The sequence below is a fragment of the Aeromonas sp. ASNIH5 genome, from assembly GCF_002902865.1.
In the GTDB taxonomy this organism is placed as follows: domain Bacteria; phylum Pseudomonadota; class Gammaproteobacteria; order Enterobacterales; family Aeromonadaceae; genus Aeromonas; species Aeromonas caviae.
Map to the genome: position 1 here is coordinate 130,603 of NZ_CP026122.1, position 24,798 is coordinate 155,400.

Below are 24,798 nucleotides of genomic sequence, written 5' to 3' on the forward strand. Positions count from 1 at the left end.
CAGCCTTCCCATCTACTTCATCAGCGCTCTGGTCCCCCTGCATGTGGGGAATTCACGGCATCCCCAGAACGGTTTTCCCTTGTTGTCACCTCGACCGGCAGTGCGCAGCACCATGGGGTTGCCACACCTGGGGCACATGGGGCTCTGGAGGTTCGCCGGATAAATGGCCGTTGGCGGTGCAGGGTGGTGAGCGCTCGGCACGCTGGCTGGCACAGGCTTGGTGGGGGCTTCCCCGTGGCGGGCCTTGAGCTGTGCCACATGCTGTCTGTGAGTCTGCCAGTTGGCGGCAAGTCGCCCTTGTTGAATGGTGTCGACAACGTGAGCGACCTCGCTCTCGGCCAATACCGGCGTGGTTATACCCTTGACGTAGCGAATGAGCCCACGGTTCATAACGTTCTGCGGCATAGGGGTCTTGAAGGTGCAGTCGCCGATAAAGAAGATGATGGAGTGAAGCTGGTTGTCTGAGAGCCCCAGCAGGGATTTGAGGGTCTTCATATGCAGGTGGTTCTGATGCAGCGGGTTCTGGAAGCTGTGCTTGCGGCGATAGATCTGCTGAGTCCAGCTTTTATGGGTCGGGTTGCCGAATATCCAGCCCTTCATATTTTTGGTCTCAATCACGAATAGCCCGAAGCGGGAGACGATCACGTGATCGATCTGGGTGCTGCCCTGGGGGGTGGGCAGGGTCACGTCCTTGAGCAGGCGATATTCCCGCTTGTCGAGAAAGAGCCGAATACAGAGATTGATAAACCACTCCCCGACCATCCCTTTGAACCAGGCCGTTTTGAGCAGGGTGGCAATCAACAGCAGTGGCAGGAGAAACCAGAGCTGAGTCAGCAGCGGCGCTATGGCAGCAGTGATATCCATGTGATTTAGCCTTCACAGATCCCGGTCAGGGATGGGTCTCGATGGGGATGATGCTGCGACACTTGGGGTATTCGGGGCAGCCCCAGAAGCTGTTGCCCTTGGTATCTCCCCGTTTGCTGGTCCTCAGTACCATGGTTGTGCCGCATTTTGGACAAACCGGTGCTGTACCTGCATGGGTGGCCACGTTGTCCTGCGGGTCACTGTCGCTTGCGACGCGCTCCAACGTGATGCGCACCTCCTCGCTCACCCGAATAATGCGCTGGGCTTCATCGTAGGCATCGCGGTACAGCTCACTGTCATCCGCCCGCCGGATCAACACCCCCATCTCGTTGTTGTTCACCTGGCTGAATTCGTAGAGGTTCAGGCTGGTGACAATGCACATCTCCTCATTGAGGTAGCACTTGGCATGGAGATTTTTGCAAAAGCTGGTGCGGATATAGGTGAGCTCCTTGATCCTGTCATTGAGTTTGAGAAAGGGGCTGATCAGGATTAACCGCTCCTTGGCATCCTTTATCAGCTCTTCGAGGAAATAGTTGGTTGCGCTGGTATTCAGAAATTTGGCCATAACAAGCTCCCTGTCCCTGGAAATGTCATGTGTTCTCTGCTCAACAGTAGGCAGTCAGCCTGACCACAATCCCCGGCGTGGTTCTGCTTCACGTCTTCACCCACCGTCCGTATCCCATGCTAGGAGATACAGGTGGGACCTCATAGCGGCAATGGAGTCAAATGTGCGTTCAGTCAGAGATTTGGTGATGGGGACGGTTCATGTCGCCTTGCCGCGCTAGAAACTCATCGCCAGTCCGATGGAGTAGCCGCTGGTACTGTTGCTGAACATATAGCGGGCCACCAACCGGGTGCGGGTGATGAAGATGTCGTACTTGCTGCTGTCGAGTTCGAGGCCAAGTCCCAGGGAGTTGAGGCTGTTGAAACCGAGCAGCCCTCGTTGCTCTCCCAGGTACTCGGTTCTGGCGCCCTCCAGCACGTAGCGAAGGGGCCTGTCCAGCAGGGTCCAGTGCCACAGGGGGGCGCGGCGGCGCAGGTAAAGCCCGAGGTTTTCCGCATCGGCCTGACCGCTGACGCTCTCGGCGGTGCCGGTGAAGCTTTGCAGATGCTGGTAGGAGTAGCGCAGCTCGGCATCGATGTCCTGGGCGGCGGAGAAGAGTTCATAGTCCAGCATCAATGAGCCGCCGAGGCCATAGACATTGAGGGTGCCGCCGTCGAGGAAGTCCAGATTCTTGTCGCTCCTGTGCTCGAGCAGGGCGGCCCCGATGCGAAGATCGCTGGCCACCGTGCCCAGGGTGACATTGGCGATGGGCCGCAGCACCAGATTGCCACCAAAGCGATCCCGGTGGACGCCGACATCCCAGCCGATGCCGCCGGTGGCGCTCAGGCTGTTCCATTTGGTGGGAATGGTGCGGGTCTCGTTGCCATCGGTGAACACGAACTGGGGATCGTAGCGGCTGTAGCCCAGGGTGCCCTCCAGATAGAGGGGAACATCCTCGCTCAGGGTGGCGCCACCCCCGAGCTGGGTGATGGTGAGGGCAGAGGTGTCGTTGGTGCCGCTGCCGATATTCAGGTTGCTGGCGGTGATATCCGGCACCACGGCGTAGCTCATCAGGGAGACGACGGCGTTGGCGCGCTGTTGAACCAGGCTCTCGTCGCTGGCACGGGCCTTTGTCACAAGACCGGCAGAGACGCCGGCAATAACCGCCAGCAAGGAAAGTGTGTGAGAAGAGAGCTGTCTTGCCATACCTGGCTCCATGAGTACCCCGTCCATCGGGGCATGTTCACACTGTAACGGGTTTCATCTGGCTTGGCAGCCTGGCAAGGGCCGACCCGTCCTGTTTTGGGGCGTGCGCATTGGCCTGATGGGCCAAGCTGCCCTTGCTTTGGCGGGGGCAGGGGGCCGCGAGAAGGGTGAGCCGCTGGGCAGAAATCACAGACATTAATTTATTGTTCAGTTCCCCGGGTGTATAAGAGGCCTCCCATACGAACATTGGGGTGGTAGCAGGGATGGATTACCAGACGGGGCCTTCGGGTCATCATGACGAATGCGCATTACGTTGATGGGAGTCACACCAGATGCAGGACATGCTGCTTGCCATATGGCATCAGGATTTTGATCAGCTTATACACATGCAGGCAATCGGTCTGCTCGTCACCTGTCTGGTGGTGATCCTCTTCCTTGAATCGAGCTTCGTCTTTCTGCCCCTGCCCGGTGACAGCCTGGTGCTGCTGGCGGGCGGTCTGGTGGGCATGGGGGTGCTGGGGCCCGAGGTGACCTTGCTCTATCTGCCGCTCGCGGCCGGGATAGGGAGCGTGCTCGCCTACTGGCAGGGGCAGGCACTGCATGGCACCCGTTTCATGGGCCATGTGGAGCGAATGATCCCGGAAGGGAGCCTGCCCAGGGCCTCCCGACTGCTGGATCGTTACGGCTTCTGGGCCATGTTCGTGTCCCGTTTCATCCCCTTTGTGAGAGTGTTGACCCCCATGTTGATGGGAGTCTCCCGCCTGCACCTGCTGCGGGTGGCCGTGGCGAGTTTTGCCAGCGCCTTCCTCTGGTCCCTGGTACTGAGCATGGTGGGCAAGATGGTGATGGCGACCCCGGTCTTTGCCCATCATCAGGAGCTGCTGACCAAGTGCCTGCTCGTCACCTCTTTCGGGCTGTTCGTCATCGCGGTGGCGGCCATCGGCATGCGGCTGCTCAAGCGTCCGAGCAAGCGGGTGCGCTGATCTCACTGCCCGGGCTGCGCCTGCTGCCGCGTCTGGAGAGCGCAGCCCCCGGAAAAATACAGGCCATTTGAGGCGGCATTCCGGTCGCCTATCTGTTACACTTCGCGCCCGCCATTTTCCGGCTCATCTTCTGATCTGATGTCAGACCCAGCCGTCCTTGGCTCCACGCCTCGCCGATGCCAGGCCACACGCCGGCCCAGGCCACCCACGCCAACTACAGCTCCGCTGGAACACAGGAACCCAACATGAGATTTGAATCGTTCGATTTTGCCCCCGAGATTTTGCGCGCCATCTCAGATTGCGGTTATCAGGAGATGACCCCTGTGCAGAGCCAGGCCATCCCGGCCGTGCGCCGTGGCCGCGACCTGCTGGCCAGCGCCCAGACCGGTACCGGCAAGACCGCCGCCTTCGCCCTGCCGATCCTGCAGCGACTGGTGGACAATCCGGCGCCGGTGCAGCCTTCCAACGCCCGGGTGCTGATCCTGACCCCGACCCGCGAGCTGGCGGCCCAGGTGGCGAGCAACATCAACGACTTCGCCAGGTATCTCGACATCACCACCCTGACCATCTATGGCGGTGGCAAGCAGGACGTGCAGGCCAAGAAGCTGAAAGCGGGGGCTCACATCATAGTGGCGACTCCGGGCCGGCTGCTGGAGCACCTCACCGCCTGCAACCTCAGCCTCTCCGGGGTCGAGACCCTGGTGCTGGACGAAGCGGATCGCATCCTCGACATGGGCTTCAGCGCCGACGTGCAGCAGATCCTGCAGGCGGTCAACAAGGCCCGCCAGAACCTGCTCTTCTCCGCCACCTTCTCCGAGTCGGTGAAAAAGCTCGCGAACCTGATGCTGGACAAGCCCCAGGTGGTGAGCGTCAACAAGCAGAACTCCACCGCCGACACCGTCAGCCACACCGTCTATCCGGTGGAGCAGAAGCGCAAGCACGAGCTGCTCTCCGAGCTCATCGGCAAGTAGAACTGGCAGCAGGTGCTGGTGTTTGCCAGCACCCGCGAGAGCTGCGACGAGCTGGTGGAGGAGCTGAACCTCGACGGCATCAAGTCCGCCGTGGTGCACGGTGACAAGGCACAGGGCAGCCGTCGCCGTGCCCTGCGCGAATTCACCGAAGGCAAGCTGCGGGTGCTGGTGGCCACCGAGGTAGCCGCCCGGGGCCTGGACATCCCGAGCCTGGAATACGTGGTCAACTACGATCTGCCGTTCCTGGCGGAAGACTATGTGCACCGCATCGGCCGTACCGGCCGCGCCGGCAAGAGCGGCATGGCCATCTCCTTCGTCAGCCGCGAGGAGGAGCGCACCCTGCTGGAGATCGAGGCGCTCATCGGCCAGAAGATCCGCCGCATCATGGTGCCGGGTTACGAGGTGAGCAGTCGCGACGACCTCATCAAGCAGTTGCAGGAGCGCCGCCGCTTCGGCAAGCGCCCGCAGCGGGAAGACAACGCCGCCGCCCAGGCCATGGCCGAGGCGAAGCTGCAGGGCCAGCGCCTCAAGCGCCTGGCGGCGGCCAAGAAGCCCCGTCAGCCGAAATAAGGCTACGTCGCACCCTCCCGGTCGGGGAGGGGCGTTTACTCTCCAAAGGCGCCACTGGCGCCTTTGTGCTGTCGATGACGCGGCCCCTTGGCCGCCCCGTTTCAGAGGATCCACGATGACCCCTCCCACCTACAACCAGGCCCTCCTTGAGATGGCCAGCCAGAGCCTGGCCGAACTGGCCCGCACCGGTGCGCAGAAGGCGGGCAAGCGCACCCCGGCCCAGGAGAGCCACTTCCTCTGCACCTGGATGGCGGACTCCCTCAAGGAGAAGCGCTTCTCCCGCCTAGTGATGGAGGATCTCAAGGCCTGGGTACAACTGGGCCGCACCCTGGGGGCCGGCGCCGATCTCAAGGGCTTGCTTGAGCGGATCATCCGCCAGTACGAGCGCGCCATGGCAGAGCCGACCGGGCTGGGCGGCCGGCTTGCCGCCCTGTTGGCCGAGCTGGAGGCGGCGGGCTGGCTGGTGCTGACGAGTAGCGAAGTGAACGCCAAGCTGCGCCTGCAATCGGGCGGCCAGCCGAGCCTCATCATCAGCGCCAGCGAATATCAGGGCCATATCGAGGCGGGTGAGCTGACCAGGTCCCTTACCCTCTATGTGCGCGGGGACGAGGCCAGATTGGCACAGGCGGCTTTTTCCCACGGCCTGCTGCTGAGCCAGGGCAACAAGAAAACGACCCTGGTCAAGCACCACAAGGCCTACCGGCTGGTGCCCGGCAACGCACAGCCGGCCCTGGCGCTGCTGATCGGCTCCTGATCCGGGCGCAAGCTGCTCATCCCCCCACCCGGCCCCGTGCCGGGTTTTTTGTGGATGCTTGCCGGTGGCGGGAGGGGAGGGGAGGGGAGGGGAGGGGAGGGGGCCTTGATGCGGCGCCAAGGGGGCAGCCTTTGTCGCAGCCGGCGAGGGCCCCCTCCGATGGGGGGCGTCCCCCATATGGAGGGATGGGGGCGCCGAGCTTCTGCTCTAGGGTGGGTGAGCCCCAAAGAGGGCCACATGGAAGCAAACCGCCTGATGGCGCCACTCAATGAATGAGGAAACACGATGAAAGCGACTCCCATCGCCCTGCTGCTGGCAGGCTCCCTGATCTCTCCGCTCTGCGCCGCCGGGCTCGATGCCAGGCTCACCCTGGTGGAGGGCGGCACCGACGACGTGCGGGTCAACCTGACCCTGACCAACACGGGGGACAAGCCGGTGCGTCTGCTCAAGTGGCAGCTGCCTGGCAGCGAGGATGCCCCCCTGTTCCAGGTGGAGCGTGACGGTCAGCCGGTTGGCTACGAGGGGGCCCTGATCAAGCGGGCGGCCCCGACCGACAAGGACTTCCAGTTGCTCAAGGCCGGCCAGAGCCTGACGGTGCAGGCGGAGGTCTCCGGTCTCTACGACATGAGCGTCCAGGGGCAGTACAGCATCCGCTACCTGCTGCCGACCGTGGCGCAGGAGGGGAAAACCGCCAAGGCCAGGCAGGCCCGGGGGAGCGAATCCAATGCCGTGACCCTGTGGGTGGAAGGGGTAGCCGACGATAGGGTGCTGGCCAAGGCGGCCCTGACCGAGCCCCAGGCGGTGACCGCCTCGGTCAGCTTCAGCGGCCGCTGCACCAACACCCAGAAGAGCGACATCCTGGCCGCGCTCGATGCCGCCAGCGGCATCACCAACAACTCCAGCAGCTATCTGGCGGTGGACAAGCCCGATGGCCAGCGCTATCGCAGCTGGTTCGGCGCCTATGACGCCGCCCGCTGGAACCAGGCCGAGACGAACTTCAGCAAGATCAAGGATGCCATCGACAACAAGCCGCTCACCTTCGACTGTGGTTGCAAGCAGAGCTACTTCGCCTACGTCTATCCGGACCAGCCCTACAAGGTCTATCTGTGCAAGAGCTTCTGGACGGCACCCGTCACCGGGACCGATTCCCGCGCCGGCACCATAGTCCACGAGCTGAGCCACTTCAACGTGGTGGCGGGCACCGACGATCTGGGATACGGTCAGGCCAATGCCCGCAATCTGGCGAGCACGGATCCCCAGAAGGCGCTGAACAACGCCGACAACCACGAGTACTTTGCCGAGAATACCCCGAGCGAAAATTAATCCGTGAAGGGGCCGCGAGGCCCCTTCCCGTTGTTGAAGGAGCACCCATGATGACTCTCTTGCTCACCACCCTGGCGCTGGCCCCCCTGCAGTGCGAACTGTCGGTCAACGCCGAGAGCGGGGTGAACGAGCCCCTGCCCCTGGTGATTACCCTGACCAACCGGGGGGAGACCCCCCTTGAGGTATTGACCTGGTTCACCCCCTTCGAGGGGTGGTTTGCCGATGCCATCGACCTCACCCGCGATGGCCGGCCGCTGGCCTACCGGGGACCGCTGGCCAAGCGTGGTGAACCCGGAGATGGCGACTTCCTCCTGCTGGCACCGGGGGAACATAGCCAGGCCGATGCGGATCTGGCGCAGGCCTACGATCTGTCGCAGCCGGGCAGCTACCGGCTCAGCTATCGTGCCCAGCCCCTGGCGCTGACCCGGGGCGTGGTGCCAAGCTGCCCCGCCATCGACTTTACCCGGGTGGCGGCGCCCTAGGAGGTCGGTGGCTTGCTCTTCGCATCCAGCAGCCCGACGGCGCGGGCGGCCACCACCAGATAGCGCTTCGCCAGGCGGGGGGACGAGCCGCCGCAGGATGACAGGGTGAAGACATGATGAAGAGATGGGGACGGGCCACGCCGTGCGCCAGGCCGCCCCTTGATACCGCCAAGGAGGCAAGATGGTACTGGAATCATTGAAACGGGAGCTGGAGCGCTTTGGCGAGCAGCACGACGAGGCCCAGCCGTCCCGTGACGGCAAGATGCTCAATATCACCCGGGACACAGGTGAACTGCTGGCGCTGCTGGTACAGACGCGAGGGGCGGCGGATGTGCTGGAGATTGGTACCTCCAACGGCTATTCCACCCTCTGGCTGGCGGAGGCGGTGAAACGGCTGGGGGGCCGGGTCACCACCATAGAGCGGGATGCGGGCAAGCTGGCCATGGCCGCCGCCAACTTCCAGCGTGCCGGGCTCGGCCCCTGGATTGAACAGCTGGCGGGGGAGGCTGGCAGCTTGCTGCCTACCCTGCCGACGGCGGGTTATCAGCTGGTCTTCCTGGACTCCGATCGCCAGCAATATCAGCGCTGGTGGCCCGAGATCCGGCGCCTGCTCGCCCCTCGCGGCCTGCTGGTGGTGGACAACGCCATCTCTCACCGGGAGGAGATGAGCGACTGGATGGCGGAGGTGGTGCAGGATCCGGCCTTCATGACCGCCCTGGTGCCGGTGGGCAAGGGGGAGTGGCTGGTGGCGCGCCTGTGAGCCCATGGCTCTTGCCGCATGGGACGAGCACCATCCCGTGGTGCTCGCTCACCTCATGGGAGCCCCAGAGCCACTAGCTTTCCCGGAGCCGCCGTGCTCTCTTTCCTCATCTTCCGCCCCCTCGTTCTGCTCCCGCGGTCGGCTTGCTGCCATATCGGCAGCGCTGGCAGTGTCGCCCTCTTCTTGGCGTTATCCACTATTTCGCTAAATATCCCCGTATTTCATGGTTGGGAGAGGAAACGTCTCGCGATATGTTTTGTCCATGCCGATAGCCAGCCGAATTAATGTGTGGCACTGACGTGGAAATATTAATCGCTGTGCTGCGGCAGCAGGATTGGAAAATAACCATTGCATGGCGCCAACCTATTCTGGTTGGCAAGCGTTCCGGGTATTTATAAATATAACGAGGTGGTTCATGAAGAAAGTACGTTCGCTGTTGTTGCTGGCGGCATTGCCGCTGGCCCTGATGAACTCGGCCCAGGCCCAATCCAGCCTCGCCGCCATCCAGAGCGCCGGGGTGATCAAGATTGGCACCGAAGGGGCCTACCCCCCTTTTACCTACCACGACAAGAGCGGCAAGCTGGTGGGCTTTGACGTGGAGATTGGTGAACTTATCGCAAGCGGCCTCGGGGTGAAGCCCGAGTTCGTCGAGGGCAAGTGGGACGGCCTCATCGCCGGGGTGGACGCCAAACGCTACGATCTGGTGCTCAACGAGGTGGCCATCACCCCTGAACGGCTGAAAAAGTATGATTTTTCAGATCCCTACATCACCTCCAAGGCGGTGGTCGTGGTGCACAGCGACAATGACAGCATCAAGAGCTTTGCGGATCTGAAGGGCAAGAAATCCTCCCAGTCCCTGACCAGCAACTTCGCCCAGCTGGCGAAGGCGTCGGGGGCCGAGGTGGTGGCCACCGAGGGCTTCAACCAGTCCCTGGAGCTGGTGCTGACCGGACGGGTGGATGCCACCATCAACGACAGCCTCTCCTTCCTGGATTTCAAGAAGCAGAAGCCGGACGCCAAGTTGAAGGTGGCAGCCACCGAGGCCAAGGGGGATCAATCCGCCGTGCTGCTGGCCAAGGGGCAACCGGAATTGCTGGCCGCCATCAATCAGGCGCTGCGCACGGCCAAGCAAGACGGCAGTTACCAGAAAATATCGGTCAAGTATTTCGGCACCGACGTCTCGAATTAATATTCAGGCCGAATAATAACAATAAAGGAGAATTAACGTGCCTCCCTGGTTGCAGTTAATGATCGACTCTTTTTGGCCCCTGCTCAGTGCGGGGCTTATTTTTACCGTGCCACTCACCCTTATCACCTTCGTGCTGGGAATATTGCTCGGCTTGCTGGTGGCCCTGGCCAGGCTCTATGGCCCGTCTCCCCTGGTGGCCCTGGCTCGCTTCTATGTGTGGCTTGTTCGGGGCACGCCGCTGCTGGTGCAGCTCTTTCTCATCTTCTACGGCTTGCCGAGCGCCGGCATAGTGCTGGATGCCTTCACCGCCGCCGTCATCGGCTTCACCCTCAACATCGGCGCCTACAGCTCGGAGACCATCCGCGCCACCCTGGCGGCGATCCCGAAAGGGCAGTGGGAGGCGGCCCACGCCATCGGCATGAACTGGCCCCAGGCCATGGGACGGGTGATCCTGCCGCAGGCGGCGCGCATCGCTGTACCGCCCCTCTCCAACACCTTCATCTCCCTGGTCAAAGACACCTCGCTGGCGGCGGCGGTGACTGTGCCCGAGCTGTTCCAGGCGGCCCAGCGCCTCGCCTCCGTCACCTATGAGCCGCTCATCCTCTATATCGAGACGGCCCTCATCTACCTGATGTTCAGCTCGGTGCTCTCCACCCTGCAAGACAGGCTGGAGCAGCGACTGGCTCACAAAGAGACCCGGGAGGTCGCCCTATGATCCGCTTGAGTGGCATCGAGAAACAGTTTGCGGGGCAGCGCGTGTTGAAAGGGGTGGGGCTGGCGATGGCCGCGGGCAGCGTCACTGCCCTGATCGGTCCCTCCGGCAGCGGCAAGAGTACCTTGCTGCGCTGTGTGAACCTGCTGGAGCGACCCGATGCAGGCCAGTTGGTGCTGGGGGGCTGCGAGCTCGACTTTACCCGGCATCTGTCACGGCAAAGCGTGCTGGCCCTGCGCCAGCAGACCGGCATGGTGTTCCAGAATTTCCAGCTGTTCCCGCACATGACGGTGCTGGAGAACGTGATGGAAGGGTTGGTGACCGTGTTGAAGTGGCCCAGGGAGAGGGCAGTGGCGCGCGCCCTGCAACTGCTCGACAAGGTGGGGCTCAGGCACAAGGCCGAGGCGGTGCCTGCCACCCTCTCCGGCGGTCAGCAGCAGCGGGTCGCCATTGCCCGGGCGCTGGCGCCATCCCCCAAGGTGTTGCTCTGTGACGAGCCCACCTCGGCGCTGGATCCCGAGCTTGCCCAGGAGGTGGTGGCCGTGCTGCGCCAACTGGCCAGTGAGGGGACCACCATGCTGATCGCCACCCATGACTTGCGCCTTGCAGCCCAGATTGCGCAGCAGGTGATCTTCCTGGAGGCCGGGGAGGTGGTGGAGGCGGGCAGTGCGCGCCAGATGTTCACCACCCCCAAGCGGGCGCGTACCTTCGAATACATCTCCACCCTCACCGAACGGCTGCCGGAGAGCTGGAGTATCTAGCCGGTTCTGGCGGATTGAGAGCGAGATAAAAAAACAGCCCCGCACGAGCGGGGCTGTTTGCATGACAGCGTGGTTGCGACGGCAGATCACACGGCCAGGTAGTCCATGATCCCTTCGGCCGCCTTGCGACCCTCATAGATGGCGGTCACCACCAGATCCGAACCGCGCACCGCGTCACCACCGGCGAACACCTTGGGGTTGCTGGTCTGGAAGGCGTACTCGGCCTTCTCGGGCGCCTTGATGCGATCCCGGCCGTCGAGCTCGACGCCGTGCTCTGCCATCCAGGGCTGGGGGTTGGGCTGGAAGCCGAACGCCATCACCACCGCATCGGCAGCCAGCACCTGCTCGGAGCCTTCAATGACTACCGGATTGCGGCGGCCATTGGCATCGGGGGCGCCGAGCTCTGTGCTCACCACCTTGATGCCGCAGGTGCGGCCGTGGGCGTCCAGCTCCACGCCGATGGGCTGGAGGTTGAACATGAATTCCACCCCTTCCTCCTGGGCGTTTTTCACCTCCCGCTTGGAGCCCGGCATGTTCTCGGCATCCCGGCGGTAGGCGCAGATCACCCGATCGGCCCCCTGGCGGATGGCGGTGCGCACGCAGTCCATGGCGGTGTCGCCGCCCCCCAGCACCACTACCTGCTTGCCGGCGAAGTCGATGTAATCGGCTTGCGCCTTCTCAAAGCCCAGCAGCCGGTTGGCGTTGGAGATGAGGTAGGGCAGGGCGTCGTAGACCCCCGGCGCCTCTTCGTTGGCAAAGCCGCCCTTCATGTACTTGTAGGTGCCGACCCCGAGGAAGACCGCATCGAACTCGCCGAGCAGATCGGCGAAGGTGACATCGCGGCCCACTTCGGTCTCGAGACGAAACTCCACTCCCATCCCCTCGAAGATCTCGCGGCGGCGCTGCATCACCTCTTTCTCCAGCTTGAAGGAGGGGATACCGAAGGTGAGCAGACCACCTATCTCCGGGTACTTGTCGAACACCACAGGGGTGACGCCATTGCGTGCCAGCACGTCGGCACAGGCAAGGCCCGCTGGGCCCGCGCCAATGACGGCGACCCGCTTGTCGGTCTTGACCACCTTGGAGAGATCCGGGCGCCAGCCCATCTCGAAGGCCTTGTCGGTGATGTACTTTTCGATGTTGCCGATGGTCACGGCGCCGAATCTGTCGTTGAGGGTGCAGGCACCCTCACACAGTCTGTCTTGCGGGCAAACGCGGCCACATACCTCCGGCAGGCTGTTGGTCTGGTGGGAGAGCTCCACCGCCTCCAGAATGCGTCCCTCGTTGGCCAGCTTCAGCCAGTTGGGGATGTAGTTGTGTACCGGGCACTTCCACTCGCAATAGGGGTTGCCGCAGTCGAGGCAGCGATCTGCCTGCATGCCAACCTGGGCCTGGTTGAAGGGCTCGTAGATCTCCACGAACTGGATCTTGCGGATCTTGAGCGGCTTCTTGGGCGGGTCGACCCGCTGGACATCGATAAACTGGAATACGTTCTGGCTCATAGGGTTCCCTCCTTATTGCGCCTGGATTCTGAGTTCTGCACTGGAACGGCTGGTGTGGCCAAGCAGCGATTTGACGTCACTGGACTTGGGTTTGATCAGCCTGAACTTGGGCACATAGGAGTCGAAGTTGGCCAGGATCTCCTCGGCACGCGAGCTGCCTGTCTCGTTGAGGTGCGCCGTGATGATACCGCGCAGGTGCTCCTGGTGGATGGCGAGATCCGCCACCTCCAGCAGTTCGACCAGCTCGGGGTTGGTGCGCTTGGCAAAGTTGCCGCACTCGTCGAGCACGTAGGCGAAACCGCCTGTCATGCCCGCCGCGAAGTTGACACCGGTCTTGCCGAGCACGGTGACGATGCCGCCTGTCATGTATTCACAGCCGTTGTCGCCAATCCCCTCGACCACCGCCAAGGCCCCTGAGTTGCGCACCGCGAACCGCTCGCCGGCGGTCCCTGCGGCATAGAGCTTGCCGCCGGTGGCGCCATAGAGGCAGGTGTTGCCGATGATGGCCGCCTCGTGGGATTTGAACGCCACGCCGACGTGGGGTTTGATCACCAGCTTGCCGCCGGTCATCCCCTTGCCCACGTAGTCGTTGGCATCCCCGGTGAGGATCATCTCAAGGCCACCGGCGTTCCAGACGCCGAAGCTCTGGCCGGCGGTGCCGTTGAAGTGCACCTTGACCGGATCGGCCGCCATGCCCTGGTTGCCGTGGCGCTTGACGATTTCGCCGGACAGACGCGCACCCACGGAGCGGTCGGTGTTGCGGATGTCGTAGCGGAACTCGCCGCCACTCATGTTTTCCACCGCGTCCAGCAGGTCTTCCACCATCTTGAGGTTCAAGGGCCCCTTGTCGAAGGTGGGGTTGTGCTGCTGGCTGAACAGACTGGAGCCTGCCGGTGCAACCGGGGCAGCCAGGATGCCGGACAAGTCCAGCTTGGCTTGACGGGCGGTGAGGCCGGGCAGGGCTTCCAGCAGGTCGGTACGACCGATGAGGTCGGTGAGCTGGGTGACGCCAAGCTCGGCCATCAGCTCGCGCGTCTCCTCGGCGATGAACTTGAAGTAGTTCATCACCATTTCCGGCAGGCCGGTGAAGTGTTCGCGGCGAAGCTTCTCATCCTGGGTGGCGACGCCGGTGGCGCAGTTGTTCAGGTGGCAGATACGCAGGTATTTGCAACCGAGTGCCACCATGGGGCCGGTACCGAAACCGAAGCTCTCGGCGCCGAGGATGGCCGCCTTGATGATGTCCAGACCGGTCTTGAGACCGCCATCCACCTGCAGACGCACCTTGTGGCGCAGGCCGTTGGCCACCAGCGCCTGCTGGGTTTCGGCCAGGCCCAGCTCCCAGGGAGAGCCGGCGTATTTGACCGAGGTGAGCGGGCTTGCGCCGGTGCCGCCGTCGTAGCCGGAGACGGTGATGAAGTCCGCATAAGCCTTGGCCACGCCACAGGCGATGGTGCCGACGCCAGGTTCGGACACCAGTTTCACCGACACCAGGCAGTTCGGGTTGATCTGCTTGATGTCGAAGATGAGCTGGGCCAGATCCTCGATGGAGTAGATGTCGTGGTGCGGCGGCGGGGAGATCAGGGTCACGCCGGGCACGGAGTAGCGCAGCTGGGCGATTTGCGCGGTGACCTTGTCACCGGGCAGCTGGCCCCCTTCGCCGGGCTTGGCGCCCTGGGCGACTTTTATCTGCACCACGTCCGCGTTCATCAGGTAGTGCGGGGTGACGCCAAAGCGACCGGAAGCCACCTGCTTGATGCGAGAGTTCTTCTCGGTACCAAAACGCTTGGGATCTTCACCGCCTTCGCCGGAGTTGCTCTGACCGCCGAGGCGGTTCATGGCGATGGCCAGGGCCTCGTGGGCTTCAGGGCCGAGGGCGCCGATGGACATGGCCGCGGAGTCGAAGCGGGGGAACAGCCTGGCGGCTGGCTCCACCTGATCCAGCGCAACCGGGGTGGTGCCCTGTTTGAGCGACAGCAGATCTCGCAGGGTCGCCACCGGGCGCTCGTTCACCAGACGGGCATACTCCTTGTAATCGGCGTAGTTGCCGGAGCGCACCGCCACTTGCAGGGTCTGCACCACGTCCGGGTTGTAGGTGTGGTACTCGCCACCGTGGACGAATTTCAAGAGGCCGCCCTGGGTCAGCGGCTTGCGGCCGAGCCAGGCCAGACGGGACAGATTGATCTGATCCTGCTGGATGTCGGCAAAGTCGGCACCCTGGATGCGGCTCGATACGCCGCGGAAGCAGAGTTCGACCACGGCCCTGGAGAGGCCGACGGCTTCGAACAGCTGGGAGCAGCGGTAGCTTGCCACCGTGCTGATGCCCATCTTGGACATCACCTTGTAGAGGCCCTTGTTGATGCCGTTGCGGTAGTTGAGCATGGCCTGGCGCAGGCTCATCTTGAGCACGCCCTCTTCTACCTGCTTGGCGAGGGTCTCGTAGGCGAGATAGGGGTAGATGGCGGTGGCGCCAAAGCCCAGCAGCACGGCGAAGTGGTGCGGGTCGCGCACGCTCGCGGTCTCCACCAGGATATTGGCGTCGCAGCGCAGGTTGTTGTCCACCAGGGTACGCTGCACCGCCCCCACCGCCATGGCGGCCGGGATGGGCAGGGTATCCGGGCTGATGTCCCGGTCTGACAGTACCAGCAGTACGGCGCCGCTGCGGGCCGCTTCAGCTGCCTCGTGGCAGAGGCGCTCGAGGGCGGCTTGCAGTCCCTCTTCGGGCAGGTAGTTGAGGCTCAGCACCGCGTGGCGGTAGTGCTCCCCTTCCAGGGCCAGCAACTGATGGAAGTCGGAGTAGAGCAGGATCGGCGACTGGAACAGCACCCGGTGGGCGTGGCCGAAGGTCTCGTTGAACACGTTCTGTTCGCGGCCGATACAGGTGGCCAGGGACATGACGTGATTTTCCCGCAGGGGATCGATGGGCGGGTTGGTCACCTGGGCGAACATCTGGCGGAAGTAGTCGTACAGGGTACGCTGGCTGGAGGAGAGCACCGCCATCGGGGTGTCATCCCCCATGGAGCCCACCGCCTCCTGGCCATTCTCGCCGAGCACGCGGATCACCTGATCCAGCTCTTCAAAGGAGTAGCCGAACAGCTTCTGGTAAGTCTTGAGCCGGTCATCCGGGAATTCCCGCGATCCCGTGCTGGCATCGTCCATCTGCTCGAAGGGCACCAAGCGCTTGCAGTGCTTGTCCATCCACTGCTTGTAGGTGTGACGGCTCTTGAGATCGTCATCAATTTCGAAGCTGGTCCAGATCTTGCCGTTGCTGGTATCGACCACGAACAGCTCCCCCGGACCGACACGGCCCTTCTCCAGCACTTCGTCCGGGGTGTAGTCCCAGGTGCCCACTTCGGAGGCCAGCGTGATGAACTTGTCCTTGGTGATGACGTAACGTGCCGGACGCAGACCGTTTCTGTCGAGTGCGCAGGTGGCGTAGCGACCGTCGGTCATGACGATGCCGGCCGGGCCGTCCCATGGCTCCATGTGCATGGAGTTGAAGTCGTAGAAGGCGCGCAGGTCGTCATCCATGTTCGGGTGCTTCTGCCACGCAGGCGGGATCAGCAGGCGCATGGCACGGAACAGGTCCATGCCGCCGGCCAGGAAGAGATCCAGCATGTTGTCGAGGCTGGAGGAGTCCGATCCCGTGGTGTTGACGAAGGGGGCGGCCTCTTGCAGATCCGGGATCAGCGGGGTGGCGAACTTGTAGCTGCGCGCCTTGGCCCACTGGCGGTTGCCGGCAATGGTGTTGATCTCGCCGTTGTGGGCGAGGTAGCGGAACGGCTGCGCCAGCGGCCAGCGCGGGCTGGTGTTGGTGGAGAAACGCTGGTGGAACACGCAGATGGCGGCCTGCATGCGGATGTCGGCCAGATCCAGATAGAAGCGCGGCAAATCCACCGGCATGCACAGTCCCTTGTAGACGGTGACCAGGTTGGAGAGGCTGACCACATAGAAGTAGTCGTCGCTGATGCGCTTCTCGATGCGGCGGCGCACGATATAGAGGCGGCGCTCGAGATCCTTGTCGACCCAGCCCGGGGGCGCGTTGACAAAGACCTGTTCAATGCTGGGCAGGGACGCCTTGGCGATGGAACCGAGTACGTTGGTATCGATAGGCACCTTGCGCCAGCCGACCAGACTCAGGGTCTCTCTTTCCAGCTCCTCGTCGATGATGTCGCGAGTGGCCTGGGCCAGGATGGGATCGGGGTTGAGAAACAGCATACCGACCGCGTAGTTGCGGCCCAGGTGCCATCCCTTCTCTTCGGCGACCGCTCTGAAGAAGCTGTCGGGTTTTTGCAGCAACAGGCCGCAGCCGTCGCCGGTCTTGCCATCGGCGGAGATACCGCCGCGGTGCTGCATGCGAGCCAAGGCTGACATCGCGAGACGGACAAGCTTGTGGCTGGCTTCCCCTTCCATGTGGGCCAACAGGCCGAAGCCACAGTTATCCCTCTCCAGCTTTGGATCATATAGTGACATTGCATTTCTCCCTTGCTCGGCCTTCCATCGCACTGTCATCAACAGACTGCATAAATTGCGATTGGCTCTTGTGGTTCCGTCCGCCTGAGGTGGCGAATCTCCAAACTAATGGGATTTTCGGGCAAGGTCAATTGGACATCCCGCTTGTTTGCAATGTTACATCGCCATAACAAAATGTGGGTTTTTGAGACTCAGTCAGCATTTTCATGTATTTATGACTGCATTTTGTTTATTTGTTGGCTTTATATTCTGGTTATGGACAGTTTAGTGGTTGACTGCATGGTGGCGGGGAACTGTAGTAATTTTACAAAGTCATCTCTGGTGTGCTTGGCGGGGATCACATTTCAGGATCCTGCGTCTTGCATTTGTCCATAAGCAGACTAAACAGGATTTTTTCAGTAGTTACAGCCGGTTATGGGCGAGAGGTTATGACACTTTTCTCCAGGTTGCAGGAGTGACAGGTTGTCAAAAGTGACCGTGAATGCCGACTGTTGGGTATTTATCGCATCTAACGTGAATATTTATATGATTTTTGGGTAGAGAGCGGGATTGATCCAGCGCAGCCTGCCCGCCTGGCTGCGTCGCTAGAATGACACCTCATTTCGGAGGTGTCATGCAGTTACACGAACTCATCAATACATTTGGCCAGGATCTCAAGCAGCGCCACGGCCAGAAGATCCACAAACTCTCCATCCACGGGGCCTTTACCTGCCCAAACCGGGACGGCACCCTGGGCCGGGGTGGCTGCACTTTCTGCAATGTCTCCTCCTTTGCCGACGAGTCGGCCCAGCAACTCTCCGTGGTGCAGCAACTGCTGGCACGCCGGGACGAGGTGACCCGGGCCAGGCGCTATCTGGCCTACTTTCAGGCCTATACCAGTACTTATGCCGAAGTGGAGTACCTTCAGCACATGTATGAAGAAGCCTTGTCGGTGAGCGACATGGTGGGGCTCTGCGTCGGAACTCGCCCTGATTGTGTACCCGATGCGGTGCTGGATCTGCTGGCAGGTTATCAGGCCAGAGGTTACGAGGTGTGGCTGGAGCTCGGGCTGCAAAGTGCCAACGACAAGACGTTGCAACGCATCAATCGGGGTCACGGCTATGCCGCTTATGCCGATGCCGTTGCCCGAGCCCATCTGCGAGGCATCAAGGTGTGTGCCCATCTCATCGTCGGCCTGCCCGGCGAGGTGCCGATGGACAGCCTGGAAACCCTGCACCGTATCGTGGAGACCGGCGTCGAGGGGATCAAGCTTCACCCACTGCATGTGGTGGAGGGGAGCACTCTTGGCAAGGCGTGGCAGGCGGGACGGCTGGATGTGTTGACGATGGAGCAGTATGTGGCGGCGGCGGTCGCCATGATCCAGTACACGCCTCCCGAGGTGGTCTATCACAGGGTCTCGGCGTCGGCGCGCCGCCCGACCCTGCTGGCTCCCGCCTGGTGCGAGAATCGCTGGAGCGCCATGACCGCCATTGCCGCGGCGCTGGCACGCTCAGGCCCTCAGGGACACTGCCTGGGACGCCCTTTTTCTCTCCCTTCCACGGGCGAGTGCCAACTCTAATTTCGTCAAAAAAACAGTGGGTTATTAGATGAAATTCAGTCTTTGGAGTATAGTTTCGTTCAAGTCACCTTGATAAGATGGTCGGCATGAAAAAAGATATAGTTATCAATAACTCTTTGCAGTTTGTATACCGGGCGGGCTTTCTTCGTACCGGGTGGCATATTTCTTGGCAACATCAGGTGCCCGGCATGTCCCCTCCGTTTCCGGCATGAAAATCTGTGAGGGAGGCGAGACATGCAGTGTCCCGGCTCTGTGCGCTAATCGGGTTGTGGGTCTGGGTGGCGAGGTCTGTTCTGTTTTTCCGGATCGCCGCCGGGCTTTGGATATTCGGCCCCGAGACAACCTTCTGAATCATGTTTGATGGGATGCTATGCAAGCAGAAACCAGCCATATAGATGAACTGTTGGAGTGCCTGGTCTTTTTGACCCGCTTTTACGGGGTGCCCAACAGTCAGGATGCTCTCACCACCGGCTTGCCACTGGTCTCCGGGCGTCTCAGCACGGCGCTCTTCAGTCGTGCCGCCGAGCGGGGCGGTCTCTCTGCCCGCGAAGTGATCCAGCCCCTTGAACAGATCTCTTCCCTGCTGCTGCCCTGCGTCTTGCAGACGCGCAATGGCGGCGCCTGCATCTTGCTTGAATGGAATGAAGAACGGACCCAGGCGAGGGTCATCTTTCCCCAGGCCGGAGACGCGGCCCAATGGGTCAGTCTTGCCCAGCTTGGTGACGAGTACAATGGTCGTCTGTTCTACGTCAAGCGGCAGTTCAAGTTTGATGAGCGCTCGCCCAAAGTGCTGGAGACCCGTGATGGTCACTGGTTCTGGAGCACCTTGTTCGAGTCCCGCGGTATCTATCGGGATGTGCTGGTGGCCTCGATCCTCATCAACCTGTTTGCCATCGCCAGCCCCCTGTTCACCATGAACGTCTATGACAAGATTGTGCCCAACCTGGCATTCGACTCCCTCTGGGTGCTGGCGGTTGGAGCCATGGTGGTGTTCACCTTCGACTTCGTGATGCGCCAGCTGCGCAGCTACTTCATCGATATTGCAGGCAAGAAATCCGACGTGCTCTTGTCGGCCAAAATCTTTGCCAAGGTGATGGGCATGAAGATGGAGTCCAGGCCTGCGTCGACCGGTGCCTTTGCCAAGCACTTGCAGGAGTTTGAATCGGTGCGCGAGTTTTTCACGTCGGCCACCGTCTCCACCCTGATCGATCTGCCGTTTGCCATCTTCTTCCTCTTCATCATCTGGATTTTCGCCGGTGTGATGGTGGTGGTGCCCATCATCGCCATCCTGATCCTGGTGGCCTACAGCTTCTACATTCAGGCACCGCTGAAGCAATCCATCGAGGAGGGCTCCCGACTCGCCTCTCAGAAGAACGCCAATCTGATCGAAAGCATCTCGGGCCTTGAGACCGTGAAGATTTTCGGGGCCGAGAGCATGTTCCAGCACCGCTGGGAGCAGGCGGTGTCCCACATCTCGACCTGGGGCGTGCAAACCCGGCGCATCACCAACTCCATGTCTTCTCTGGCGAGCTACATCCAGCAGGTGGTGACAGTGGGACTGGTGATCGTCGGTGTCTACCAGATCTCGGAAGGGTTGGTGACCATGGGGGGCATGATAGCGGCCGTGATGCTGTCGAGCCGGGCCATCGCCCCCATGGTGCAGCTCTCGGTACTCTCCACTCGCTACAACCAGGCCAAGTCGGCGCTCGAAATCCTGGAGAAGATCATGATGACGCCGGGGGAGCAGGAGGAGGGCAGGCAGTACATCCACCATCCGGTCATCCAGGGGCGCATCGAGTTTGAAAATGTCTCCTTCAAGTATCCGGGCATGGAGAGCAGCACCCTGCACAACATCAACCTGCGCATCGAGCCGGGTGAGAAGGTGGCCATCATCGGACGCATCGGTGCGGGTAAAACCACGCTGGAGAAATTGCTGATGGGTCTCTACCGTCCGACTGACGGTCTGGTGCGTCTGGACGGCTTTGAGCTGGACCAACTGCCGCCGACCATCATTCGCCGCAACATCGGCTGCGTGCCGCAAGATGTGACCCTCTTCTTTGGTTCAGTGCGGGACAATATCATGCTGGGCAATCCCCTGGTGGATGATGCCCGTGTCTTACGCGCCGCCAAGCGGGCCGGGGTCACCAACTTTACCAACCGGGATCCCAACGGCCTCGACAGACAGATAGGCGAAGGGGGACGTCAGCTCTCCGGTGGCCAGCGTCAGTCCATCCTGCTGGCGCGCGCCCTGCTCAACGATCCTCCCATTCTGGTGATGGACGAGCCGACCTCCAACATGGACAACCAGTCAGAGATGCACGTGAAGCAGGAGCTGGCGCGGCTCGGCCCCGAAACCACCCTTATCCTCATCACCCACAAGACCTCCATGCTGGATGTCGCTTCCCGGGTCATCGTCGTGGAGCAGGGAAAGATAGTGGCGGATGGTCCCAAAGAGGTGGTGTTGCAGCAATTGAAGGAAGGCAAGGTGCGGGTGCAGGAGACGGCGAATGGCTAACCACTGGTTCAAGAAAACGCCCTCAGATACGGTCTTGCCGGCACCCGAACATCTCGAGTACGTGGATGACGGCGCCGCCGCCGTGCTGCTGACGACGCCCACCCGTGCCAGAGTCCTGCTGTGGGCCTGCTTCCTGTTTTTTGTCAGCGCCATTGTCTGGGCCGCCTGGGCAGAGCTGGATGAAGTGACAGTCGGCCAGGGCAAGGTGATACCGTCGCGCCAGTTGCAGGTGATCCAGAACCTGGAAGGGGGGATCGTCAAGGAGATCTTCGTCAAGGAGGGGGACATCGTCGAGAAGGGACAGCCACTGCTGCGCATCGACGATACCCGCTTCAAGTCGGATTTTCGCGAACGGGAGCAGGAGCTGGTCACCCTCAAGGGGGATATCGCCCGCCTGCGCGCCGAAATTCGCAGCGTGGTGGTCAAGAACGAGCCCAATCTGGGGTGGCGTGAACAGGTAGCCATCGACAAACAGGCCATCGAGTTCCCCGAAGGGTACGAGAATGTCTTTGCCGAATATGCCGCCCGTGAAAGATCGGTGCAGGAGGCGCGGTTAAACAACCTCAAGAACCAGCTTTACATTCTGGGACAGCAGATCGAGCAGAAAGAGCAGGAGACCATAGAGCTCAATGCCAAGATCCGGACCGTGGGCCGCAGCGTTGATCTGGCTCGTCAGGAGCTGAACATCAGCCGTCCTCTCGCAAAAGAGGGTATAGTTCCTCAAGTGGAGCTAATTAAACTAGAGCGGCAGGTCAACGAAATGCAAGGGGAGCTGGAGGCGAACCGCCTGCTGGTGCCCAAACTCAACTCGGTACTGCGGGAGACCATCTCGAAGCGGAATGATATCGCCCTGAAATTCCGGGCGGACTCCCAGACCGAGCTGAACGAACGTCAAGGCAAGTTGAGCCAGTTGTCAGAGGGGCAGGTCGGCCTCAGGGACAGAGTCGATCGTACCAGTGTGATCGCGCCTCTCAAAGGGACCATCAAGAAGCTCAAGATTAATACGCTGGGTGGGGTCGTTCAGCCGGGCATGGACCTGATGGAGATAGTGCCGCTGGAAGATACCCTGCTGGTTGAAGCCAAGGTGTCGCCCAAGGACATCGCGTTCCTCAGACCCGGACTGGAGGCCGTGGTCAAGATAACTGCCTATGATTTCACTATTTATGGAGGTTTACATGGCAAGGTTGAACAGATAAGTGCCGACTCAATCCAGGATGAGGAGGGCAATTCCTTCTATCTGGTGCGAGTACGAACCGAGAAGAGTTATCTGGGCGATGAGCTTAACGCACTTCCCATCATCCCCGGTATGTTAGCCAGTGCAGATATTATTACTGGTAAAAAAAGTGTCCTAGACTACTTGCTGAAACCCATCTTGAGGGCTAAGCAGTCGGCACTGAGAGAACGATAAGCCAACAATCTAAAAACAACATGACTGGAGATACCATGAAGAAGACGATTGTTGCCATGCTGGTTAGTGGCACCATACTGTTCCCGGGCCTGAGCCAGGCACAGACGCTGGAACAGTCAGTGGCGCAGTCACTGGCTACCCATCCGAAAATCAAGGAAGCTTTTGATCTCTATCAGGCACGACTGTATCAGCATGATGGAGCCAAGGGCGGCTATTACCCCACCATTGATCTGCGTGGTGGCGTCGGTTACGAGAAGACTGACAGTCCCTCGACCCGTGCCGCAGGTCCGAATTCACAGACGATCGATGACTCCATGACGCGCAAGGAGGCCGGGATCAGCCTTCGCCAGATGCTGTTTGACGGCTTTGATGTCAGCAGCAACGTGGCACGGACCGATGCCGCCGCCCAGGCCCAGCGCCTGGCGATGATCTCCGAGGCGGAGAACACGGCCCTGCGCGTGGCCGAGGTCTATCTCAACATGCTGCGTCAGCAGGAGATCCTGGAGCTGTCCAAGCAGAACCTTGAAACCCACGAGCAGATCCGCAGTGACATCCAGAAACGGACCGACTCCGGTCTAGGGTCGACCGCTGACCAGACCCAGATCGACGGTCGTGTGGCTCGGGCGTACTCCAACCAGGCGGCGGCGGAGAACAACTATCGGGATGCCGAGAGCGAGTTCATCCGTGTCGTCAATGAAGTGCCCAAGGATCTCGTTCAGCCAGTACCGAACACCCAACTCCTGCCCGCAACGCTGGAAGATGCGCTGAAGACGGCAACAGAGGTTCACCCGACCCTGCTGTCATCCCTGCAGGACATCGAAGAGGCGAAGTATCAGCATGAAGGCTCCAAGTCCGGGTTCTACCCGAACGTAGCCTTTGAAGTGGATCAGAACTGGAACGAGGACATCGATGCGGTCAAAGGCCGTAACGACGATCTCACCGCCATGGTCCGGATGCGTTACAACCTGTTCCGCGGTGGGTCCGATCTGGCAGAAAGCAAGGCAACCTCAGCGCTCTATTCCCAGGCCAAAGACATTCACATGAATGCCTTCCGTCAGGTGGAAGAGGGGACCCGCCTCGCCTGGAACGCCAAAGAGTCGCTGGCCAAGCAAAAAGTCTTCCTCAAAGAGCACGTGGACGCCAGCTATGACACCGTACAGGCCTACAAGAAGCAATTCGGCCTGGGCCAACGGACCTTGCTGGACGTGCTGAACACGGAGAACGAACTGTTCGAGGCTCGCCGCAGCTACATCACGGCCGAGTACGACTCCCTGTTGGCGGATTATCGTATCCTCAATGCCACCGGTGGTCTGCTCAATGCCCTGAATGTGCAGCAACCGGCTGAATGGCAGGCCAACAACAACTGATGGCCCTGCCACTGATGTCATATCAGGCAAGGGGAATGGCTGCAGCGTGCTGCAGTCATTCTTTTATGCGTCCGGCGCTCAGGGAATGATGGCGGCGTCATGACACAGAAAGAAGTGGCATCGACAGGCTGGAGCCGACGTGATGGGTATCGAGCTGTCGCAGGTGCACGTGCGCCCTGGCGGGTTCGCCTGCTGTGGCTGGCCCTGCTGGCGATCCCCCTGCTGCTCAGCGCCAGCCAGCCTCTATCACCGGAGGATATGAAACTGGTCAAGCGCGCGGAGGAGACCTATGGCCCCAGGGCCGGCAAACGGGTCACCAACTGGCGCACTTTGGCAATGCAGAACAAGGCGGCGGGGCTGACGGATCGGCAGAAGCTGGAGAAGGTGAACCAGTTCTTCAACCAGATGCGTTTCATCGATGACATCAAGTTGTGGCACAAGAAGGATTATTGGGCGACACCGCTGGAATTTCTGGGCGCAGCGGGGGGAGATTGTGAAGACTTCAGCATTTCCAAGTATTTTACCTTGCTGGAACTTGGCATCCCTGATGAAAAAATGCGAATGGTATATGTCAAGGCATTGGATTATAACCAGTTTCATATGGTCGTTGCCTACTATGAGACGCCTGCGGCAGTACCCCTGATTCTGGACAATCTTGTCGGATCAATTCGCCCGGCGACCCAACGGGCGGATTTGTTGCCAATTTACAGTTTTAACGGTAGTCACTTGTGGCTGATGAAGGCGCGTGGTCAAGGGGAACTGGCCGGGCAATCATCCCGCTTGGGATTATGGACAGACTTACGCAATCGCATGACATCGGGGCGATTGGCTCGGCCTGCGGTCAATTTGGATGATTAAC

At 61.1% G+C, this 24,798-nt stretch carries 18 protein-coding genes and 1 pseudogene; 14 read left to right on the forward strand and 5 right to left on the reverse strand.

The window, feature by feature from the left end:
- Nucleotides 1-12: 12 nt before the first annotated feature.
- The 3 genes from C2U30_RS00585 to C2U30_RS00595 all read right to left on the reverse strand — a co-directional run bounded on the left by C2U30_RS00585 (nt 13) and on the right by C2U30_RS00595 (nt 2,614).
- Nucleotides 13-864 carry a nuclease-related domain-containing protein gene (locus C2U30_RS00585; RefSeq protein WP_103242933.1) on the reverse strand — a complete coding sequence of 284 codons (852 nt, stop codon included), beginning with the start codon at nt 862-864 and terminating at the stop codon, nt 13-15.
- Nucleotides 865-889: 25 nt separating this feature from the next.
- Entirely contained in the window at nt 890-1,429 is a 540-nt protein-coding gene (locus C2U30_RS00590; protein WP_103242934.1) for a topoisomerase DNA-binding C4 zinc finger domain-containing protein, read from the reverse strand.
- A gap of 216 nt (nt 1,430-1,645) precedes the next feature.
- The gene (locus C2U30_RS00595; protein WP_103242935.1) at nt 1,646-2,614 is read right to left on the reverse strand and encodes an autotransporter domain-containing protein; all 969 of its coding nucleotides are present in this window, start codon (nt 2,612-2,614) and stop codon (nt 1,646-1,648) included.
- A 332-nt stretch (nt 2,615-2,946) separates the two neighbouring features.
- Between C2U30_RS00595 and C2U30_RS00600 the strand changes: the two genes are divergently transcribed.
- The 9 genes and pseudogenes from C2U30_RS00600 to C2U30_RS00640 all read left to right on the forward strand — a co-directional run bounded on the left by C2U30_RS00600 (nt 2,947) and on the right by C2U30_RS00640 (nt 11,119).
- Entirely contained in the window at nt 2,947-3,597 is a 651-nt protein-coding gene (locus C2U30_RS00600) for a DedA family protein (RefSeq protein ID WP_103242936.1), read from the forward strand.
- A gap of 245 nt (nt 3,598-3,842) precedes the next feature.
- A pseudogene (locus C2U30_RS00605) lies at nt 3,843-5,138 on the forward strand (DEAD/DEAH box helicase).
- A 115-nt stretch (nt 5,139-5,253) separates the two neighbouring features.
- On the forward strand, nt 5,254-5,892 hold the full coding sequence (locus C2U30_RS00610) for a DUF2913 family protein (protein ID WP_103242937.1): 639 nt from the start codon (nt 5,254-5,256) through the stop codon (nt 5,890-5,892).
- A gap of 285 nt (nt 5,893-6,177) precedes the next feature.
- A complete protein-coding gene (locus C2U30_RS00615) occupies nt 6,178-7,215 on the forward strand; it encodes a M35 family metallo-endopeptidase (protein ID WP_103242938.1) in 1,038 nt (345 codons plus the stop codon).
- 47 nt (nt 7,216-7,262) lie between these two features.
- Nucleotides 7,263-7,697 carry a protease gene (locus tag C2U30_RS00620; protein ID WP_199767317.1) on the forward strand — a complete coding sequence of 145 codons (435 nt, stop codon included), beginning with the start codon at nt 7,263-7,265 and terminating at the stop codon, nt 7,695-7,697.
- Nucleotides 7,698-7,878: 181 nt separating this feature from the next.
- Nucleotides 7,879-8,457, forward strand: a complete 579-nt coding sequence (locus C2U30_RS00625) for an O-methyltransferase (RefSeq protein WP_042078579.1) — start codon at nt 7,879-7,881, stop codon at nt 8,455-8,457.
- A gap of 415 nt (nt 8,458-8,872) precedes the next feature.
- Nucleotides 8,873-9,646, forward strand: a complete 774-nt coding sequence (locus tag C2U30_RS00630) for an amino acid ABC transporter substrate-binding protein (RefSeq protein ID WP_042078577.1) — start codon at nt 8,873-8,875, stop codon at nt 9,644-9,646.
- A gap of 58 nt (nt 9,647-9,704) precedes the next feature.
- Entirely contained in the window at nt 9,705-10,361 is a 657-nt protein-coding gene (locus C2U30_RS00635) for an amino acid ABC transporter permease (RefSeq protein WP_199767318.1), read from the forward strand.
- Nucleotides 10,358-11,119, forward strand: a complete 762-nt coding sequence (locus tag C2U30_RS00640) for an amino acid ABC transporter ATP-binding protein (RefSeq protein ID WP_103242940.1) — start codon at nt 10,358-10,360, stop codon at nt 11,117-11,119. Before C2U30_RS00635 ends, C2U30_RS00640 begins: the two co-directional genes overlap by 4 nt.
- 86 nt (nt 11,120-11,205) lie before the next feature.
- Here the strand turns inward: C2U30_RS00640 and C2U30_RS00645 are convergent, their stop codons facing one another.
- Together C2U30_RS00645 and gltB are read right to left on the reverse strand one after the other, a co-directional pair.
- The gene (locus tag C2U30_RS00645; RefSeq protein WP_103242941.1) at nt 11,206-12,621 is read right to left on the reverse strand and encodes an FAD-dependent oxidoreductase; all 1,416 of its coding nucleotides are present in this window, start codon (nt 12,619-12,621) and stop codon (nt 11,206-11,208) included.
- Between the two features lie 12 nt (nt 12,622-12,633).
- Nucleotides 12,634-17,091 (reverse strand): glutamate synthase large subunit, encoded by a 4,458-nt coding sequence (gene gltB, locus C2U30_RS00650; protein WP_010675168.1) that lies wholly within the window; start codon nt 17,089-17,091, stop codon nt 12,634-12,636.
- 613 nt (nt 17,092-17,704) lie between these two features.
- On the opposite strand from gltB, the gene C2U30_RS00655 reads away from it, so the two are divergent.
- The 5 genes from C2U30_RS00655 to C2U30_RS00675 all read left to right on the forward strand — a co-directional run bounded on the left by C2U30_RS00655 (nt 17,705) and on the right by C2U30_RS00675 (nt 24,797).
- Nucleotides 17,705-18,649 (forward strand): TIGR01212 family radical SAM protein, encoded by a 945-nt coding sequence (locus C2U30_RS00655; RefSeq protein ID WP_103242942.1) that lies wholly within the window; start codon nt 17,705-17,707, stop codon nt 18,647-18,649.
- A 370-nt stretch (nt 18,650-19,019) separates the two neighbouring features.
- Nucleotides 19,020-21,164, forward strand: a complete 2,145-nt coding sequence (locus C2U30_RS00660; RefSeq protein WP_039040368.1) for a type I secretion system permease/ATPase — start codon at nt 19,020-19,022, stop codon at nt 21,162-21,164.
- A complete protein-coding gene (locus C2U30_RS00665) occupies nt 21,157-22,572 on the forward strand; it encodes an HlyD family type I secretion periplasmic adaptor subunit (RefSeq protein ID WP_010675165.1) in 1,416 nt (471 codons plus the stop codon). Before C2U30_RS00660 ends, C2U30_RS00665 begins: the two co-directional genes overlap by 8 nt.
- A gap of 35 nt (nt 22,573-22,607) precedes the next feature.
- Entirely contained in the window at nt 22,608-23,939 is a 1,332-nt protein-coding gene (locus tag C2U30_RS00670) for a TolC family outer membrane protein (protein ID WP_010675164.1), read from the forward strand.
- Between the two features lie 114 nt (nt 23,940-24,053).
- Nucleotides 24,054-24,797 (forward strand): transglutaminase-like cysteine peptidase, encoded by a 744-nt coding sequence (locus C2U30_RS00675; protein WP_411431564.1) that lies wholly within the window; start codon nt 24,054-24,056, stop codon nt 24,795-24,797.
- Nucleotide 24,798 lies beyond the last annotated feature (1 nt).